Origin of the sequence: Rhodanobacter fulvus Jip2, assembly GCF_000264315.1 — a bacterium.
Classification (GTDB): Bacteria; Pseudomonadota; Gammaproteobacteria; order Xanthomonadales; family Rhodanobacteraceae; genus Rhodanobacter; species Rhodanobacter fulvus.
In genome coordinates this window covers 49,229-67,178 of the sequence record NZ_AJXU01000031.1, presented here as the reverse complement: position 1 = coordinate 67,178, position 17,950 = coordinate 49,229, and the positions used below count along the sequence as shown (strand labels likewise).

Genomic DNA, 17,950 nt, shown 5'->3' with positions numbered 1-17,950 from the left:
AGGATGAGGCCATGGATATCTCCCGCGACGGGGATGTGGAGTCGGTTCGGCAGGCATTGATCCGGCTGATGGCGATTGCCGATCGCCTGGAGGCGCGAAATACGCAGAGCACGCAGCGGATCGAGGCGGCGGTTGCTGCGCTGGATCAGGGGGTTCTGCGCCTGAATGCGGATGGCGAACGATTTGCCAACACGGCGTTGCAGCAGATCGGCAGCAACGTGCAGCAGACGGTCCACCAGGGCGCCGGCCAGGCCCTGGGCGATTTTCGGCAGCAGTTGCAGCACAGCGCGAGCAGCGTCCGGGCAGCGGCGGAAGCGATGGATGTGCAGCGCAAGGGCTTGACCGCTGCGCGGCGCACGCTGGTCTGGAACGGTCTGGGTGCCTTGCTGATCGGCTCGCTGCTGAGCGTGGGGGCGGCCGCGTGGATCGTCCACCGCAGCATGCAGGAGGTGGCGCAAGCGCATTTCGGCCAGGACATCCTGCAGGCAACCCACCGTGGCGCCCTTACCCGTTGCGGCGATTCGCTGTGCGCGAAAGTCGGCAGCAACCCGCAGCGCTATGGCAAGAATGGCCAGTACGTGCTGCTGCAGAAGTAGCCCTTCGAGGCTGACGAAGGCGGCGGTTGAAAGTTTGCGCCGCGCCCAAGGCATGCCGCGAACGCGGGCATCATCGGGCGCCACATGCGCAGAGGTCGAAGCGCCTGCCGCTCACTCCGTATTGCGATGCTTGCCCCGGTACGGCTTGAACAACGCGCGGATCGTGGGCATGTCCGCGTCCACATCGCCGCTGGCGTGCACCAGCGGGCCCAGGGTGAAGGTTTTCGTGGGGTAATCCAGGAACAGGGTCTGGATCGGCACGTTGGCGCCGTGGGCGATGCGCAGGAACCCCTGCTTCCAGCGCCGCACCGGCTTGCGCGTGCCCTCGGGCGTGATGCCGAGCCACATCCGTTCGCGCTCGGCGAAACGCTGCACCATCTGCGCGGGCACGTTGGCGGCGGCGCGGCGGTCGATGCCGATCATGCCCAGCGGTCGCAGGATGATGCCGAACGGGCCGTTCAGCACTTCGCGCTTGATCATGATGCTGATGTCCACGCCCAGCGCGACTTTCATCACCAATCCCCACACGCCATCCCAGTACGACGAGTGCGGCGCGCCGATGAGGATCAGCTTCGGCAGGTTCGGCAGTTCACCCAGCAACCGCCAGCCGCTGAGGCGCAGGATGACGCGCGCCAGCCATGGCCAGAACCGGCTGTTGAGGTGGGGCGCCAGCGGCGGGGTGGGCGGCAACATCGGTGCGTTCATTCGGAGCTCCATTCGCGCGAACGCGTCTGCTTGATCTTGCCGCGCTGCTGTTTGCCAGCCAGGCGACGTTCCTTGGAGGCGCGGGTGGGGCGGGTGGCCACGCGTTTCTTGGGTGGCCGCAACACGCTGCGGATCAGTTCGGCCAACCGTTCGCGCACGTCGTCGCGGTTGCGCGCCTGGTCACGAAAGCGGCGCCCCTGGATCACCAGCACGCCCTCGGCGGTGAGCCGGCGATCGCGCCGAGCCAGCAGCCGTTCGCGCACCTCGTCCGGCAGCGAGGGCGAGTTGATGACGTCGAACCGCAACTCCACCGCGCTCTCGGTGCGATTCACATGCTGCCCGCCGGGACCATCGGCACGCAGGAAGCGCTCGACCAGTTCGGGTTCGGGCAGGGCGAGGCTGGGGCTGATGGTCAACATGATGAGGGGAAGTGTAAGGGAAGCGGAGTGAGGCACGCGTGGTGCGCGCGCCGCTACTCAGCGGCGGGCACGCGCCAGCCGAAGCGCTGCAGCAGGTCCGCGAACGCGCGATCCAGCGGCGCCTCCACTTGCATCGGCGCGCCGCTGACGGGGTGCGCAAAGCGTATCCGCCACGCGTGCAGCAGCATCCGGTGACAGCCGAAGTGCTGCTTGTACAGCCGGTTGTGATCGCCGCGGCCGTGCTGGCAATCGCCCACCACCGGGTGATGGATGTGCGCCAGGTGTTTGCGGATCTGGCGGAAGCGGCCGCTTTCCGGCTCCGCCAGCACAAGGGCGTAACGCTGCTGCGGATAACGACCCAGCGCGATCGGCACCTCGATCGTGGCCAGCCGCTGGTAATGCGTGCGTGCCTCGCGCCGCGGGCCGGTTTCGCGCGAACCGGGTAGCGCGTAGTCGATCACGCCTTCCGCCGGCTCCGGCCAGCCGCGCACCACCACCAGGTAATGCTTGTGCACGTGGCGACCCATGAACTGCTCACCCAACGCCGCGGCCACATCGCGTGATCGCGCCACCAGCAGCACGCCGCTGGTAGCGCGATCGAGGCGATGTGCCAGGTACACGCTGTCGCCGATCTGCTCGCGCAGCTGGTCGATCAGGAATTCCTCCGCATTGCCGACCATCTTCGATCGGTGCACGGCGAGATTCGCCGGTTTGTTCACCGCGATCAGCGCGTCGTCCTGGTAGAGGATTTCAAGCATGGGAATCCGTGCGGAAGGTTCGCGGGGCTTGTGGGAGCGACTTCAGTCGCGATGCTTCTGCTCCTGGACCCCAAAGCAGGAGCATCGCGGCTGAAGCCGCTCCCACCATCCCGTTCTTGCCGATGGTGTCGAGTGTCAGCGCGAGCGGGGCCAGCCGCATGCAAACGCCAGCAATCCGGCCACGGCGGCGCCAAGCGGCGGCCACGGACCGTGCTGCGGAGCCAGCGTCCACAGCAGGGCGGCGCCGATCAGCAACGAGGCGCCCAACAAGCTGCACGCCAGCAGTTTGTGCTGGCGCCGCGCGTTGTCGTGCAGCAGGGCGAGGGCCAGCGGATCGGCCAGCGTGCGTTGTTCGCCGCGGCCGGCCTGGCGCAGCGCGTCACGGACCAGTTCGGGAAATTCCGGTGCGTGGTGCAGCCACTCGGGTAGCCGTTTGCGCACGTCGCGCAGGGTGCGCAGCGGGCTGTAGCGCTCGCGCAGGATGCGTTTCAGCACCGGATGCGCCACCGCCCAGATGTCGATCTGCGGATCGAGCATGCGGCCCACGCCTTCGATGTTCAGCAGGGTCTTCTGCAGCAGGATCAGCTGCGGCTGCAGGGTCAGCTCGAAGCGGCGCGCGGTCTGGAACAGTTTCACCACCAACTCGGCCAGCGAGATCTGCGACAGCGGGCGGGTGAAGTACGGCTCGCATACGGTGCGCACCGCCGCTTCCAGTTCGTCCAGCCGCAGGGTGGCGGGCATCCAGCCGGCGGCCACGTGCAGTTGCGCGATGCGGGCGTAATCGCGCTCGAACAGGGCGATGAAATTCTGCGCCAGCCAGTACTGATCGGCCTCGGGTAGCGAACCCATGATGCCGAAATCCAGCGCGATGAAACGCGGCTCGCCGGTGCGCGCGGTGTCCACCCAGATGTTGCCGGGGTGCGCATCGGCATGGAAAAAGTTGTCGCGGAACACCTGCTCGTAGAACACCCGCACGCCCTTGGCCGCCAGCGCCTTGCGGTCGATGCCGGCCGCGTCGATGGCAGCGATGTCGTCGCTGCTGACGCCGTGCACGCGCTCCAGTGTCAGCACGCGCGCGGCGGTGAGCTCCCAGTGCACGGCGGGCACGTAGAGATCCACGCCGCTGTCGAAGTTGCGCTTCAGCAGGCTGGCGCTGGCGCCTTCGCGCTGCAGGTCCAGCTCGTTTTCCAGCATCTTCTCGACTTCGGCCACCACGTCCAGCGGCCGGATCTTGTCGGCGTTCGGGTGCCAGCGCTGGGCCAGTTCGCCCAGCGAGCGCAACAGCTTCACGTCGCGGGCGATCCGCGCATCGATGCCCGGACGCAGCACCTTCACCACGACCTCGCGGCCATCGCGCAAGGTAGCCGCGTGCACCTGGGCGATCGAGGCGGAGGCCAGCGGCCTTTCGTCGAAGTGCGCGTAGAGCTGGTCGGTCGATGCGTTCAACTGCTGCTCGACGATGGCGCGGGCCTCGGCGCCGGGGAACGGCGCGACCTGGTCCTGCAACAGCGACAGCTCGTCGGCGATATCGGCAGGGACGAGGTCGCGGCGAGTCGACAGCACCTGGCCCGCCTTGACGAAAATCGGGCCCAGCTCGGTCAATGCCAGCCGCAGCCGCTCGCCGCGCGACAGCTGCGCCACGTTGGCGCGCGGCCGCGCCAGCAACGGGCGCAACAGTTTCAGCGGACGGTACAGGTGGGTGGCGTCGACCAGTTCGTCCAACCGATACGCCAGCAACACCGAGGCCACCCGCAGCAGCCGCGGCACGACTCCCAGCGGCGTCATGCGGCGCTGCCTTGCAGCCGCGCGATGAGCCGCTGCACGCGCGATTCCATCCGCTCGCTGCGCTCGCGCAGATGGTCCACGCCGTCGAGGAAGTCCTCCACCTCGCCCGGTGCCAGCGCCACGCGCGCTTCCTCGCGCAGCCAGTCGGCGCCGTCCTCGGTGAGGTGCGCGGCACTTTCGCGGGCGTGGCTCAGGCCGCGGCGGACGGCCTTGGCCAGCGGCACGCCCAGCACATCACCGAAGCTGCGCGCGAATGCTTCCTCGAAATCGGGCGCGAACTTGCTGGCCAGTTTTTCCAGCCGGCGCGCCAGTTCCGCATCACCGGCGATCTCCACCTTGCCCGGCGCGATGCCGTCGTCGTCGCGGCGAAACAGCATCGCCAGCAGGCTGCCGGGCGTGGCCGCGACGCGCAGCTGGCTGCTTTCCTGTGGCGGACCCACCACCAGCTTGGCGTCGTCGACCGTGATCGCCAATGCGAGCTCCGGTCCGCGCAGGTGCAGTTGCACGCTGCGGCCGTTCAATGCGGCCAGTTTCTGCTGCGTGTCCGGGTCCAGCGACAGCGTGTGGTTCAACGCGGTTTGCAGCGCGCGGCCGGCCAGCTTGCGCAGCGGTTGCGGCATCCAGGTATTGGGCGTGGAGTTCATCCCGGCGATTGTAGCTGTGCGGCGTTTGCGTCGCCCGCGTTGCCGGGAATGGGGAATGGGGAATGGGGAATGGGGAATGGGGAATGGGGAATTGGAAGAGCGGTGTTTCGCCGGCGGAAAGGATGCCGCGGGTGCCGAGGTTTTTGCTTTTCCTATTCCCGATTCTCTATTCCCGATTCCCCGCCCCAACGAACCCAAGCTGCCGCCAGGCCTCGTAGACCGCCACGGCCACCGAATTCGACAGATTGAGGCTGCGGCTGTTCGGGCACATGGGCAGGCGCAGGCGCTGGTTGGCGGGGATCGACTCGAACACGTCGGCAGGCAGGCCGGCGGTTTCGCAGCCGAACAGCAGCGCATCGCCATCGGCGAAGCGCGCGTCGACGTGGGCTACCTGGCCGCGGGTGGAAAAGGCGAACACGCGCGGCGAGCCGATGGCGTCGAGGCAAGCGGCGAAGTCGTCGTGCACGGCCACGCTGGCGTACTCGTGATAATCCAGCCCGGCGCGGCGCAGCCGCGCATCGTCGAGTTCAAAACCCAGCGGGCGGATCAGGTGCAGCGCGGCACCGGTATTCGCGCACAGGCGAATCACGTTGCCGGTGTTCGGCGGGATCTCGGGGCGAAACAGGATCACATGGAGCATCCGGCCATTATCGGCATTCATCGCCCCCGCGTCTGCGTCGGTCTTACAACACCTGCGTGGATGGCGGGCAAAGCACGCCGTCGTGCGGCAGCACGCAGCTGTCGGGCGCGTCCAGCAGCATCGTCGCGACTGAGGAGCCCGGCGCCGTGTGTGCCACCGGCTGCGCGTGCAGCATCGCGCCCATCACCAGCACGCACAGTGCGAAGCAGGCCGCAAACAAGCTGTGCAACATTATCGTTTCGAATTTCATGATCGCTCTTCCTTTTCCGTGATTGAAAACCCCTGCATGACCAAGAGAGCAATCGCCGTGCCAGCCTTTCGGAATAGCGCAAGCTGGTGATTTTCCGGAATAAAAATCCGGTCTGGAAAATGCGCGTGCTGTCCGCGGACATCGTCCGAACGGGCGCGGACATCGCCGGACAACAATGTCCGCATGCCGTCGCCCGGCATGCCTGGCGCCAGTTGCGCTGCGGCCGCCGTGCCGCCTAGGCTCAATATCCTTCACCCATGCCAAGGAATTACCGTGGCCCTGAAAACGCACGCGTTGTGGCTCGCCGGTTTGCTGACTTTTTCCGTGGGCATCGTGCCGGTTTTGGCCGACCCACCCGCGGTCACCGATGCCGCCAGCACGATTCCCGCGCTCGCCTATACGCGGTTCACCTTGCCCAACGGCCTGACCGTGGTGGTGCACGAGGATCACAAGGCGCCGGTGGTGGCGGTCAGCGTGTGGTATCACGTGGGCTCCTCGTACGAGCCCAAGGGCAAGACCGGTTTCGCGCACCTGTTCGAGCACCTGATGTTCCAGGGCTCGGAAAACCACAAGGACGAGTTCTTCAAGCCGTTCGAACGGGCCGGCGCCACCGACCAGAACGGCACCACCTGGCTCGATCGCACCAACTATTTCGAAACCGTGCCCACCACCGCGCTGGACATGGCGCTGTGGATGGAGTCCGACCGTATGGGCCATCTGCTGGGCGCCATCGGCCAGCCGCAGCTCGACGAGCAGCGCGGCGTGGTGCAGAACGAGAAACGCCAGGGCGAAAACCAGCCCTACGGGCGCGCCAGCGAGCTGATCCAGGCCGAGGCGTTCCCCGCCAACCATCCTTATCACCACGACACCATCGGCTCGATGGCCGATTTGAACGCCGCCTCGCTGGGCGACGTGAAGCAGTGGTTCCGCGACTACTACGGCGCCGCCAATACGGTGGTGGTGCTGGCCGGCGACATCACGCCGGCGGTGGCAAAAGAGAAAATGCTGAAGTACTTCGGCGATATCGCGGCCGGCCCGCGCGTGCCGCGGCCGCAACCGTGGGTGGCGCCGCGCGAGCAGTCCACCCGCGGCACGATGACCGACAACGTGGCGCAGACGCGCATCTACCGCGAATGGAACGTGCCGCCGCGCGGCAGCACCGACGAGAACCTGCTGGAACTGGCCGCCGCGGTGCTGGGCGGCGGCAAGACCTCGCGGCTGTACCAGCGGCTGGTCTATCGCGACAAGCTGGCCGACGACGTCTCGGTGGATGTGGAGCAACACTCGCTGGCCAGCCTGTTCGAGCTGCAGGTCGACGTGAAACAAGGCGTCGACCCCGCACGCGTCGAAGCGGCCATTGCCGATGAATGGCGCAACTTCCTGGCGCACGGTCCCGGCGCCGACGAGCTGGCGCGGGTGAAGACGGAAACCCGCGCCTCGTTCGTGCGCGGGCTGGAGCGCGTCAACACGCAGGCGTCGATCCTGGCCCAGGGGCAGCTCTATCACGGTGATCCGGGAGCCTACCTGAAGCAGTTCAACGAGTTCATGGCCGCCACGCCGGCCAGCGTCACCGCCGCGGCGAACCGCTGGATCGCCCGCGGCGATTACACCTTGACCGTGGTACCGGGCAAGGTCGATAGCGTCGACAGCGCTGCCGCCGCCGGTCGCGCCGCCGCCCCCGGCAAGCCTGCGCCGGTGCTTTCGCGCGCCGCCGATTTCCGCACCGTCGACAGCCGCGTCGACCGCGGCAAGGGCGTGCCCAAGGTCGACAGCTATCCCGACCTGAGCTTCCCGGCCGTGCAGCGCGGCCGTCTGGCCAACGGCATCGAGGTGGTGCTGGCCGAGCGTCATACCGTGCCGGCGGTACAGGTGCGGTTGCTGTTTGATGCCGGCTACGCCGCCGACCAGGGCCGCAAGCTGGGTACCTCCAGCTTCACCATGTCGATGCTGGACGAGGGCACCACGCAGCTGGATTCGGTCGAAATCGCCAAGCGCAAGCAGCGGCTGGGCGCGCTGATCGACACCGATTGCGGGCTGGATTTCTGCAACGCCTCGTTGAACGCGCTGGATGACGCCTTGCAGCCATCGCTGGCGCTGTTCGCCGACATCGTGCGCCAGCCCGCCTTCCGCCAGGCCGATATCGACCGCGTGCGCGGCCAGTGGCTGGCCGGTATCGCGCAGGAAAAGAGCCAGCCCGTCGGCATCGCGCTGCGCACCTTGCCGCCGCTGCTGTACGGCAAGGGCCACGCCTATGCCATCCCGTTCACCGGCTCGGGCACGGATGCGTCGATCAAGGCGCTGCAGGCCGCCGACATGCGCCGCTTCATGGCCGACTACATCCGGCCCGACAACGTGCGCATCCTGGTCGCCGGCGACACCACGCTGGCGAAGATCATCCCGGCCCTGGATGCGGCATTCGGCCAGTGGCAGGCGCCCGCGGGCAAAGTGCCGGCGAAGAACATCGGCAAGGTGGCACCGCCGCCGCGTGCACGCGTCTACCTGATCGACCGCCCCGGCGCGCAGCAAAGCCTGATCCTGGCCGGCAGCCTCGCGCCGTCCACCGAGGCGCCCAACAACCTGCAGATCCAGACCATGAACGGCGCGTTCGGCGGCACCTTCACCTCGCGCCTCAACATGAACCTGCGCGAGGACAAGCACTGGGCCTACGGCGCCTTCAGCATCCTGCAGAATGCCCTGGGCCAACGCCCGTTCCTGCTGTACGCGCCGGTGCAGACCGACAAGACCGCGCCATCCATCGCCGAGCTGTTGAAAGAGGCCCGCGCGGTGATCGGCCCGCAACCGCTCACCGACCAGGAGATCGACAAGATCAAGGTCGGCGACGTGCGCAGCATGCCGGGCGGCTACCAGACCACCTCGGCGGTGATGGGCGCGTTGCAGGACATCGTGCAGTACGACCGCCCCGACGATTACGTGCGCACGCTGAAGTCGCGCATCGAGGCGCAGACCGATGCCTCGGTGCAGGCCGCCGCGCAGGAAATCATCCATCCCGACCAGCTGACGTGGGTGATCGTGGGTGACCTGAAAAAGGTCGAGGCGCCGATCCGTGCGTTGAAACTGGGTGACATCCAGGTGCTGGATACCGACGGCAAACCGGTGGCGCCGAAATAAGCCCCGCGGGCGGGGTATCGCGTGCCATCCGCCGGCACGCGGCACCGCCCTCGCGCTACGATGGCGCCTTGCCGCGCGGTCGCGGCGCGATCTTTCCACCCAGTTCACACACGGAGATTTCCATGCGCAAGAACCTGCTGTTGCTCGTCCCCGTGCTGGCGCTGAGCGCGTGCACGTGGGGCATCACCATGGACGAAGCGGCCAAGAACGTGCGCACGGCCTGGAATGGCGACGTGTCGGCCTGCCACGAACTGGGCAAGGTCACCGTCTCGGTGATGGACCACATCGGCCCGGTCAACCGCAATGGCATGACGATCCGCGAGGAGCTGGAAGTGATGGCTCGCAACGAGGCCGCCAAGATGCACGCCGACACCGTCAAGCCGCTGGCCGAACCCGCCGACGGCTCGCAGGCGTGGGGCGTGTACCAGTGTGGCACGCGCACGATCAGCCCGGTGCGCTCGTCCGCCACGCCCGCGGCCACGCCCGCGCCCGGCAACGCGCAGACGTTCCCGGTCAAGGGCAACTGAGCTGGCCGTTCCAGCACGCCGAAGGCGCCCGCGGGCGCCTTTTTTCACGCCGGCGCGTACACGCGGGTTTGCGATGATGGCCGGCATGATCAAGCGCATGCCTTCGAAAACCACCTTGCTGAAAGCCCCCGGCCGGATGGCGCGACGCATGCTGCCGTTCCGCCGCAAGCGCGCCGACCCGCTCGATGCGCTGCCTTTTTTCGCCGTGCCGGCCAGCGCCATCGCGGTGCTGGACGATGCCGCCGCGTTTCGCCGCACGTTGCTGCAGCACATCGCCCAGGCCACCCGCCGCATCGTGTTGGTGACGCTGTACCTGCAGGACGACGATGGTGGCCGCGAGATCCTCGAGGCGTTGTACGCGGCGAAAGCGCGCCATCCGGCCCTGGAAATCTCCGTGTTCGTCGACTGGCATCGCGCCCGCCGCGGCCTGATCGGCAAGCAGAAAAGCGAAGGCAACGCGGGCATGTATCGGGAATACGCCAGGCGCCTGGGGCCGGGCGTGGCCATCTACGGCGTGCCGGTGCAGAACCGCGAGTTGTTTGGCGTGCTGCACCTGAAAGGCTTCGTCATCGATGACAGCGTGCTGTACAGCGGCGCCAGTCTCAACGATGTCTACCTCGCCTGTCACGGCCGCTACCGACTGGACCGCTACCACCTGTTCCGCGACGCGAAACTGGCCGACGCGATGGTCGGCTTCGTCGAGCGGCAGTTTGTCGCCAGCCCCGCCGTATGCCGGTTGAACAGCGGTGAGGCGCCGACCACGAAGGCGCTGCAGCCGGCCATCCGCGACCTGCGCCAGTCGCTGCATCAGGCGGCCTACGCCGTTCCCGACGACAGCCTGGGCGACGGTGAGGTGGCGGTGACGCCGCTGCTGGGTTTCGGCCGCACCGACAACGCGCTCAACGACACCTTGCTGGCCGTGCTGCGCGGCGCCCGCGAGCGAGTGATCCTGCTGACGCCGTACTTCAACCTGCCGCGCCCGGTGCGGGCGGTGCTGGGGCAACTGCTGCGTCGCGGCTGTGAAATCCACCTGATGGTGGGCGACAAGACCGCCAACGATTTCTACATCCCGCCCGAGCAGCCGTTCAAGACCATCGGCCTGCTGCCCTACCTCTACGAAAACAACCTGCGCCGGTTTGCCCGCGCGCATCGGCGGCAGATCGACAGCGGCCAGCTCAACATCCACCTGTGGCGCCACGGCAGCAACAGCTACCACCTGAAAGGCCTGTTCGTGGATGACGACATGGCCGTGCTCACCGGTAACAACCTCAATCCGCGCGCCTGGGCGCTGGACCTGGAAAACGGCCTGCTGCTGCGCGACCCGCAGCGGCTGCTGCATGCCCGGCATCAGGCCGAATGGGCCGCGCTGCAAAAGCACGCCACGCGGCTGTCCGATTACCACGCACTGGAAAGCCCGCGCCGGTATCCAGCGGTCGTGCGCAAGCATCTGCGGCGGCTCAATCGCACGCGACTGGATCGGTTGGTGAATCGGTTGCTTTGAGGGTTTTCTGGAGCACCCCCATCCGCCCTTCGGGCACCTTCCCCCGTGGGACGGGGGAAGGGAGCGATCGGACTCCTCGTACTAGCCAGCTTCCTTCCCCCGCTTGCGGGGGAAGGTGCCCGAAGGGCGGAAGGGGGCCGCTCTTACCGCCCGCTACTCAACCGCCCCAACCGCAAATCCAGCCAGCGATTCACGTCGGCCCATTCCGTAGCCAGCACGCTGTAGCAGACGGTGTCGCGCAGGCTGCCGTCGCGGCGGCGCTTGTGCGCGCGCAGCACGCCTTCGCGGCGGGCGCCCAAGCGTTCGATGGCGCGTTGTGAATCGAGGTTGCGGAGGTCGGTGTGGAACTCCACCGCCACGGCGCCGATGACCTCGAACGCGTGCTGCAACAGCAAGCGCTTGCAGGCGGTGTTGAGGTGGCTTTTCTGCCAGCGCCTTGCGTACCAGGTGTAGCCGATGGCCAGTCGCGGCAGCTCGGGCACGATATCGTAGTAACGCGTGGTGCCGACGATCTCGCCGCTGCTTTTCTCGCGGATGGCGAACGGCAGCATCCGGCCTTCCGCCTGGCCGAGCAGGCCTTTTTCCACATAGGCCTGCGTCTCGCCGGGTGCAGGCACGCCGGTGAACCACAGGTTCCACAGCGCGCCGTCGGCGGCGGCGGCCTCCAGGGCGGGTACGTGATCCAGGCTCAGGGGCTCCAGCACGACGTGGTCGTCCTGCAGGCGGGTCGGGGCGGGAGTCGTCATTGGTGGGTTCCAGCGGGCGCAGGGAAAGTCGCTGCGGTCAGGCGTCCAGATCGGGGATCAGCTTGCTCTCCAGGCGGGAGATGTGATCCTTCAGCAGCAGCTTGCGTTTCTTCAGCCGGGTCAGCTGCAGTTCGTCACGGCCCAGCGTGGTGGCCAGCTGTTCGATCGCCGCGTCGAGATCGCGATGCTCCATCCGCAACTCGGCGAGCAAGTGGGCGATTTCAGCGTGATCCTGAACCTGCATGGCGGGGCCGGTGACAAGTGGAGAAGTTGGCAAGTGTAGCGCCGCTGTGCGCGGCTGGTCAGTATCTGACCAGCCGCGGCGCGGGCCGGTCACGGGACAAGTCATGGTGCAAAGCAGTAAAGTGCGCGATGGCCTGCCGGCATGCATCCCGGGCGCCGCGGCAAGCGGTGCTGGAGTCCAACCGCGGGTTTTGATCATTCCACCATTTACCAGAGGGCTGCTCGTGTCTTTCTTTGCATCCGTTGAAATGGCTCCAGGCGATCCGATCCTGGGCCTGACCGAGGCCTTCGTGGCCGATCCGCGCCCGGGCAAGATCAATCTTGGCGTGGGCATCTATTGCGACGAGCAGGGCAAGATTCCGCTGATGAAAGCGGTGCGCGATGTCGAGCAGACCTTGGCGAAAGCGGAAAATCCCCGCGGATATCTGCCCATCAACGGGTTGAAGGCCTACAACGAGCTGACCCAGCAATTGCTGTTCGGCGCCGATTCGCCGCTGCTGGCCGAAGGCCGCGTGGCCACCGCGCAGACCATCGGCGGCAGCGCCGCCTTGCGCGTGGCCGCCGATCTGCTGAAGCAGACCGCCGGCGCCGGCGCCGGCGCCAAGATCGCCATCAGCAACCCCAGCTGGGGCAACCACCACGTGGTGTTCCGCACCGCCGGGTTCGAGCTGCTGGAATACCGCTATTACGACAAGGGCACCCACGGCCTGGATTTCGCCGGCATGCTGGAGGATCTGGGCAAGCTTGAGCCAGGTACCGTGGTGCTGCTGCACGCCTGCTGCCACAACCCCACCGGCGTGGACCTGGACGCGGCGCAGTGGCAGCAGGCGATTGAACTGATGAAGGAGCGCAAGCTGCTGCCCTTCGTCGACGCCGCCTACCAGGGTTTCGACAAGGGCCTGGACGCCGACGCCACCGCAATCCGGCTGCTGGCCGCGTCCGGTATCGAAGCGTTCGTGGTGGCCAACTCGTACTCCAAGTCGTTCTCGCTGTACGGCGAGCGCGTGGGTGCGATCAGCATGGTCGGCCGTGACCGCGACGAGGCCGCGCGGGTGCTGTCGCGCATCAAGACCACCATCCGCTCGATCTACTCCAGCCCCGCCGCTCACGGTGCGTACCTGGTGGCCGGCGTGCTGGGCAATCCCGAGTTGCGCGCGTCGTGGGAAGAAGAGCTGGGCGGCATGCGCACGCGCATCCACGAGATGCGCGCGGGCCTGGTCGATGGTTTGGCGGAGGCGGGTTTGCCGCAGTTCGACTTCATCAACCGTCAGGCAGGCATGTTCTCGTACTCCGGGCTGAGCAAGGCCCAGGTCGAGCGCCTGCGCGAGGATTTCGCCATCTACGCGCTGACCAGCGGCCGCATCTGCGTGGCCGCGCTGAACCGGGCCAACCTGGATGCCGTGGTGGCCGCCATCGCCGCGGTCAGCTGATACCTTGCCAAAACCCTGTGGGAGCGGCTTCAGCCGCGATGCTTTTTGCTTTTCAGCCTCAGAGCAAGAGCATCGCGACTGAAGTCGCTCCCACATCACCGCACCGATCCGGACATTGAATGTTTTTCCGCAATCTCACGCTGTTCCGCTTTTCCCCCGCCGTAGCCACTGATCTCGACCGCCTCGACGACGCCCTGGCCGAGCATCGCCTGCGCCCCTGCGGCCCGCTGGAAATGTTCACCCGCGGCTTCGTGCCGCCGGTGGGCCGCGGCGAGGGCGAGCCGCTGACGCACAGCGTCAAGCAATGCACCCTGGTTACCGTGGGCGGCGAGGACAAGTTGCTGCCGGCCGCCGTGATCAACGACGAGCTGCATCGCAAGGTGCAGAAGATCGCCGAAGAAGAAGGCCGCAAGGTCGGTGGCCGCGAGCGCAAGCGAATCAAGGAGGATCTGCTGACCGAACTGCTGCCGCGCGCCTTCGTGCGCAACTCGCGCATGGCCGCCTACGTGGACAAGAAAAACGGCTGGCTGGTGTTGGATACCTCCAGCCGCAAGTCGGCCGAGAACGCGTTGACCCAGGTGCGCGAGGCGCTGGGCAGTTTCCCCGCCGTGCCGCTGGCGCCGGAGGAAGGCCCGCGCGTGCTGATGACCGACTGGCTCTCCACCGGCAACCTGCCGGCCGGCCTGGCGCTGGGCGACGAATGCGAACTGCGCGACCCGGCCACCGCCACCGGCGCCATCGCGCGCTGCCGCCGGCAGGAGCTGGACGCCGAGGAAGTGAAGGAGCACCTGCGCAACGGCAAGCAGGTGTTCATGCTGGGGCTGACCTTCGATGACCGCATCAGCTTCGTGCTGGGCGAGGATCTGGTGATCCGCAAGCTGAAATTCCTGGACGTGGTGATGGACGAGCTGGGCGACAGCCAGCAGGACGCCCACGCCGAGATGGACGCCAGTTTCGCCCTGCTGACGCTGGAGCTGGAGCGGTTGCTGGGCAAGCTGGAGGAATGGTTCGGCCTGCCGCGCCCGGCCGACAGCTGAACCGGCGTCACGCTGCGACGCACTGACGCGCGTTCCGTGCTTGCGGCCGGCCGGCGGTAAGTGGAAGCTTGGCGGACGGGCAGCGCCCACGATCCGCCACCGGCGGGCAAGGCGATCAGGCAATGGGCGAGGTCATGGCGCAGCATCTGGAAGGCGATTGGCTGGAATTGTCGACGGTAGGCGGGCGCATCATCCGCGTGCTGAAGACTGCGCATCCGCGCGCCCGCCGGCTGCGCCTCACGGTCACGCCGAAGGGCGCCCGCGTCACCTATCCGCACGGTACCCATCCGGCCCAGGTCAGCGCCTTTCTGCGCAGCCACGCCGAATGGCTGGAGCTGAAGCTCGATGAGCTGAACCTGATGGTGAAGCCGCTGCCGCCGCTGCGGCTGGGCTATCCATGTACGTTCCCGCTGCGCGGCGAGCTGGTCGAGCTGGACTGGGCCGAAGGCAGCTACCCCAAGATCGAGTCGCATGCCGAAGGGCTGACCCTGGTGATCCCGCGCCCGCACACCCGCGCGCTGCCGATCGCGCGCGGCCTGCTGGCCTCGCACCTGGAAGCGCAGATCCGCCGCGACGTGTCGCGCTGGATGGCGGGCTACGTGCCGCAACTGGGGCTGGCGCCCACGTCGCTGCGCATCCGTCCCATGAAAAGCCTGTGGGGTAGCCTGGACACCCGCGACCGCATCAACCTGGACCTGGCGCTGGCCCTGGCGCCACCGGCCGCGCTGCGCTACGTACTGGCGCACGAGCTGTGTCACCTGAAGGTACGCAACCATTCGCCACGGTTCTGGACGCAGGTGGAAAACCTGTTCCCGGATTGGCGCGAACAGCGCGCCTGGCTGCGGCAGCACGGGGCGGTCTTGAAAGCCGAGCTGGACCGGCTGATCGGGGACGTGGCCGACTGATTCGACGCAGGGCAAGTCGACCGACCAGCGTGTTGGCGGCCGACTGCACCCACGCCGTGCGAGTGCGTCCTCAGGCGATGGACCGCACGACACCGCCGTCGACGCGCAAGGCCGCGCCGGTGGTGGCCGATGCCTGGTCGGAGCAGACATAGACGACCATGTTGGCGACTTCTTCCGTGGTCGCGAAGCGCTTGATCAGAGTCGTCGGGCGCTGGGTCTCCAGGAATTGCTGCTCGGCCTGGTCCTGCGTAATGCCTTGCTCCCGCGCCGTCCCCTGCATCCAGTTCGACAGGATCTCCGAGTTCGTGGGGCCGGGCAGTACCGCGTTGACGGTGACGCCGGTTCCGGCCACCAGTTCGGCCAGACCTCTCGAAACGCCCAGCATCGCGGTCTTGGTGACGCCGTAATCGATCATCTCCTTGGGGATGTTGAGCCCGGACTCGCTGCTGATGAACACCACGCGCCCACGTCCTCGTGCCACCATTTTCGGCACGTAATGGCGGGCGGCGCGCACGCCGCTCATGACGTTGAGCTGGAACAGGTCGAGCCATTCGTCGTCGCTCTGGTCGAAGAAGTTGTTGAGGTGCGCCGTGCCCACGTTGTTGACCAGGATGTCGGCGTCGGGCACCTGCGCCACCAGCACCGCCGAGCCTTCCGGCGTGGCCAGGTCGGCGGTGACGCCCACAAACTCTGCATCGGGAAATTTCGCGCGCAGCTCGCGCAGCGCCGAGGCGACCCGTTCCTCAGTGCGGCCATTGATGACGACCGCGGCCCCGGCAAGCGCCAGCCCCTCGGCAATGGCGCGGCCGATGCCCGCGGTGGAGCCGGTAACCACGGCCTTGCGGCCCGTAAGATCGATTTTCATGATGGATTCCTTGGGTTTGCGAGCGCGCCGTTTTTGAGCGCGCCGGAAGTACGGCGCGACGGGATGCAACGCCGCTCGATCGAGCGTTCAATCGAATTTGATGAGGTCCTGGAAAATAAGCTGGGTCCAGCGGTTGCCCCGGGCCTGGACCAGCGCGCCGCCTTCGTCGAGCCGTCCCAGATCAACCGGCGCATAGCCCAGTTGCTCCGCCAGGGCGGCCACCGGGGCTATCGCCGCGTCGTCGTCGCTGGACAGGAAAACCACCCGCCTTCCACCCTTGACCGAGGGGTCTTCGGCCAGCACGCCGGCCGGCAGGTGGTTGAAGCCCTTGACCAGCCGCGCCCCCGGCAGGGCCCGGGCGATGACGGCGGAAGAGGGCAGGCCGTCGAGCTGTTCCAGGGGCACGCCGTATGCATTGGTCACGTCGACGACGATCTTGCCGCTCCAGCTTTCGACCGCTTTCGCGACATCCCGATGCGACCAGAAGGGAACCGCCAGGAAAACGATGTCCGCTTCCAGCGCGTCCTTCAGCGAGCGGGGCGCGACCGTCGGGCCGATCGACTTCGCGAGCGGGGCGATCGCTTCGGGTGGGCGTGTGCTCGCCACGGCAACGTCGATGTTCTTGCGGGCAAAAGCGTGGGCGAGGGCCTGGCCGATCTGACCCGCGCCGATGATGGCGTAACGCATGGTGTCTCTCCGGTTGGAAGGTGGAATGCTGTTGCTGCAGTGCGGAGAGATCGTAATTAGCGCTGGAAGAAATGATAATCAGGCGATTTCTCATAAGCTCAATTCCGTATTGGAATCAATTGGCCGTACGGCCTGAGGGAGCGCGATGGACAGGTTTCAAGAACTGAGCGCCTTTATTGCCGTGGCGGAGGCGGGCGGCTTTTCCGCCGCCGCGCGGCGAACCAGCAGTTCCCAGTCCGCCATCAGCAAGGCCATCGGTGCGCTGGAGAAACGCCTGGGCGTGGTGCTGTTCAATCGAAGTACGCGCAGCGTGACCCTGACGGATCAGGGCCAGCGTTATTTCGATCGCACCAAGCCGCTGCTCGACGAGATCGGTGCGGCCGACAACGAGCTGACCAGCAGCATCCTCGATATCTCCGGGCGCATGCGGATCGCCGCGCCCTCGACGTTCGGCAGGCTCCACGTTCTTCCGCTCATACCCGGGCTGTTGTCGCGCCATCCCGGGCTGAAGGTGGAGCTGCTCCTGTCGGATGCCGCGCGCGACATGGTGGAAGACCGTATCGACCTGACGATACGGGTGGGCACCGTCAACGAACCCGACGCCGTGGTGCGACGCATAGGCAGCACCAGCCTCGTATGCGTCGGGTCACGCCGCTATTTCGAGCTGAAGGGCACGCCAAGGACGCCCGCCGACCTGATCGATCACAACTGCCTTGTATACGAAGGCATGGTGGAGTCGACGCACTGGCCCTTCACCGGTCCGGAAGGGCCGTTCAACGTACCCGTGCGTGGCAATTTTTCATCCAACAGCGTCGACGCGATACGCACGGGCGTGCTGGCCGGCGTGGGTATCGGCATGTTCACGAGAGCGTCGCTTGCCGACGAACTGGCGCATCCCGACGTCGTCACGATACTCAACGACTTTGTGATGGGCACCCGGGACGTCAGCGTCGTCTGGCCGCAACGTCGCTTCATATCGGCACGCGTGCACCGCGTAACCGACTACTTTGTGCAGGCGCTGTCGCCGCGGCTTTAGCGGTGCGGCGCTGAACCGGTTGATGGCGGACGTTGTCGTAACGCCGC

General features: G+C 66.9%; 20 protein-coding genes. 8 read left to right on the top strand and 12 right to left on the bottom strand.

The window, feature by feature from the left end; genetic code table 11:
* Positions 1 to 11 precede the first annotated feature (11 nt).
* A complete protein-coding gene (locus UU9_RS08400) occupies positions 12 to 596 on the top strand; it encodes a hypothetical protein (protein WP_007081315.1) in 585 nt (194 codons plus the stop codon).
* A gap of 111 nt (positions 597 to 707) precedes the next feature.
* Here UU9_RS08400 and UU9_RS08395 read toward each other — a convergent pair whose 3' ends face one another.
* The 8 genes from UU9_RS08395 to UU9_RS08360 all read right to left on the bottom strand — a co-directional run bounded on the left by UU9_RS08395 (position 708) and on the right by UU9_RS08360 (position 5,997).
* The gene (locus UU9_RS08395; RefSeq protein ID WP_007081314.1) at positions 708 to 1,301 is read right to left on the bottom strand and encodes a 1-acyl-sn-glycerol-3-phosphate acyltransferase; all 594 of its coding nucleotides are present in this window, start codon (positions 1,299 to 1,301) and stop codon (positions 708 to 710) included.
* Positions 1,298 to 1,720, bottom strand: coding sequence for an alternative ribosome rescue aminoacyl-tRNA hydrolase ArfB (gene arfB, locus UU9_RS08390; protein WP_007081313.1), 423 nt, complete (start codon positions 1,718 to 1,720; stop codon positions 1,298 to 1,300). Before arfB ends, UU9_RS08395 begins: the two co-directional genes overlap by 4 nt.
* A 53-nt stretch (positions 1,721 to 1,773) precedes the next feature.
* Positions 1,774 to 2,478: a pseudouridine synthase gene (locus UU9_RS08385; protein WP_007081312.1), complete on the bottom strand. Its 705-nt coding sequence runs from the start codon at positions 2,476 to 2,478 to the stop codon at positions 1,774 to 1,776.
* 135 nt (positions 2,479 to 2,613) lie between these two features.
* Positions 2,614 to 4,263, bottom strand: a complete 1,650-nt coding sequence (gene ubiB / locus UU9_RS08380) for a ubiquinone biosynthesis regulatory protein kinase UbiB (protein WP_007081311.1) — start codon at positions 4,261 to 4,263, stop codon at positions 2,614 to 2,616.
* Entirely contained in the window at positions 4,260 to 4,907 is a 648-nt protein-coding gene (locus UU9_RS08375; protein WP_007081310.1) for a ubiquinone biosynthesis accessory factor UbiJ, read from the bottom strand. Before UU9_RS08375 ends, ubiB begins: the two co-directional genes overlap by 4 nt.
* A gap of 166 nt (positions 4,908 to 5,073) precedes the next feature.
* Entirely contained in the window at positions 5,074 to 5,547 is a 474-nt protein-coding gene (gene trmL / locus UU9_RS08370) for a tRNA (uridine(34)/cytosine(34)/5-carboxymethylaminomethyluridine(34)-2'-O)-methyltransferase TrmL (protein WP_007081309.1), read from the bottom strand.
* 43 nt (positions 5,548 to 5,590) lie between these two features.
* The gene (locus tag UU9_RS08365; RefSeq protein WP_007081308.1) at positions 5,591 to 5,797 is read right to left on the bottom strand and encodes a hypothetical protein; all 207 of its coding nucleotides are present in this window, start codon (positions 5,795 to 5,797) and stop codon (positions 5,591 to 5,593) included.
* On the bottom strand, positions 5,794 to 5,997 hold the full coding sequence (locus UU9_RS08360) for a hypothetical protein (protein WP_007081307.1): 204 nt from the start codon (positions 5,995 to 5,997) through the stop codon (positions 5,794 to 5,796). The genes UU9_RS08365 and UU9_RS08360 overlap by 4 nt, the downstream gene beginning before the upstream one ends.
* A gap of 73 nt (positions 5,998 to 6,070) precedes the next feature.
* Here UU9_RS08360 and UU9_RS08355 point away from each other — a divergent pair, with 73 nt between their 5' ends.
* The 3 genes from UU9_RS08355 (at position 6,071) to pssA (ending at position 10,954) form a co-directional block, all read left to right on the top strand.
* The gene (locus UU9_RS08355; protein ID WP_007081306.1) at positions 6,071 to 8,926 is read left to right on the top strand and encodes a M16 family metallopeptidase; all 2,856 of its coding nucleotides are present in this window, start codon (positions 6,071 to 6,073) and stop codon (positions 8,924 to 8,926) included.
* A 122-nt stretch (positions 8,927 to 9,048) separates the two neighbouring features.
* Entirely contained in the window at positions 9,049 to 9,453 is a 405-nt protein-coding gene (locus tag UU9_RS08350; protein ID WP_007081305.1) for a DUF4156 domain-containing protein, read from the top strand.
* Positions 9,454 to 9,550: 97 nt separating this feature from the next.
* Entirely contained in the window at positions 9,551 to 10,954 is a 1,404-nt protein-coding gene (gene pssA / locus UU9_RS08345; protein WP_040670623.1) for a CDP-diacylglycerol--serine O-phosphatidyltransferase, read from the top strand.
* 143 nt (positions 10,955 to 11,097) lie between these two features.
* Here pssA and UU9_RS08340 read toward each other — a convergent pair whose 3' ends face one another.
* Both UU9_RS08340 and UU9_RS08335 read right to left on the bottom strand, forming a co-directional pair.
* The gene (locus tag UU9_RS08340) at positions 11,098 to 11,700 is read right to left on the bottom strand and encodes a GNAT family N-acetyltransferase (RefSeq protein WP_007081303.1); all 603 of its coding nucleotides are present in this window, start codon (positions 11,698 to 11,700) and stop codon (positions 11,098 to 11,100) included.
* 37 nt (positions 11,701 to 11,737) lie between these two features.
* Positions 11,738 to 11,944 carry a YdcH family protein gene (locus tag UU9_RS08335; protein ID WP_040670585.1) on the bottom strand — a complete coding sequence of 69 codons (207 nt, stop codon included), beginning with the start codon at positions 11,942 to 11,944 and terminating at the stop codon, positions 11,738 to 11,740.
* Between the two features lie 223 nt (positions 11,945 to 12,167).
* On the opposite strand from UU9_RS08335, the gene UU9_RS08330 reads away from it, so the two are divergent.
* The 3 genes from UU9_RS08330 to UU9_RS08320 all read left to right on the top strand — a co-directional run bounded on the left by UU9_RS08330 (position 12,168) and on the right by UU9_RS08320 (position 15,315).
* Positions 12,168 to 13,373 (top strand): amino acid aminotransferase, encoded by a 1,206-nt coding sequence (locus UU9_RS08330; RefSeq protein ID WP_007081301.1) that lies wholly within the window; start codon positions 12,168 to 12,170, stop codon positions 13,371 to 13,373.
* 119 nt (positions 13,374 to 13,492) lie between these two features.
* On the top strand, positions 13,493 to 14,410 hold the full coding sequence (locus tag UU9_RS08325; protein ID WP_007081300.1) for a recombination-associated protein RdgC: 918 nt from the start codon (positions 13,493 to 13,495) through the stop codon (positions 14,408 to 14,410).
* 134 nt (positions 14,411 to 14,544) lie between these two features.
* Positions 14,545 to 15,315: a M48 family metallopeptidase gene (locus tag UU9_RS08320; protein WP_040670621.1), complete on the top strand. Its 771-nt coding sequence runs from the start codon at positions 14,545 to 14,547 to the stop codon at positions 15,313 to 15,315.
* A 70-nt stretch (positions 15,316 to 15,385) separates the two neighbouring features.
* On the opposite strand, the gene UU9_RS08315 is transcribed toward UU9_RS08320, so the two are convergent.
* Positions 15,386 to 16,180 carry an SDR family NAD(P)-dependent oxidoreductase gene (locus tag UU9_RS08315; protein ID WP_007081298.1) on the bottom strand — a complete coding sequence of 265 codons (795 nt, stop codon included), beginning with the start codon at positions 16,178 to 16,180 and terminating at the stop codon, positions 15,386 to 15,388.
* Positions 16,181 to 16,267: 87 nt separating this feature from the next.
* Entirely contained in the window at positions 16,268 to 16,867 is a 600-nt protein-coding gene (locus tag UU9_RS08310) for an NADPH-dependent F420 reductase (RefSeq protein WP_007081297.1), read from the bottom strand.
* A gap of 145 nt (positions 16,868 to 17,012) precedes the next feature.
* On the opposite strand from UU9_RS08310, the gene UU9_RS08305 reads away from it, so the two are divergent.
* Positions 17,013 to 17,903, top strand: coding sequence for a LysR family transcriptional regulator (locus UU9_RS08305; protein ID WP_007081296.1), 891 nt, complete (start codon positions 17,013 to 17,015; stop codon positions 17,901 to 17,903).
* Positions 17,904 to 17,950 lie beyond the last annotated feature (47 nt).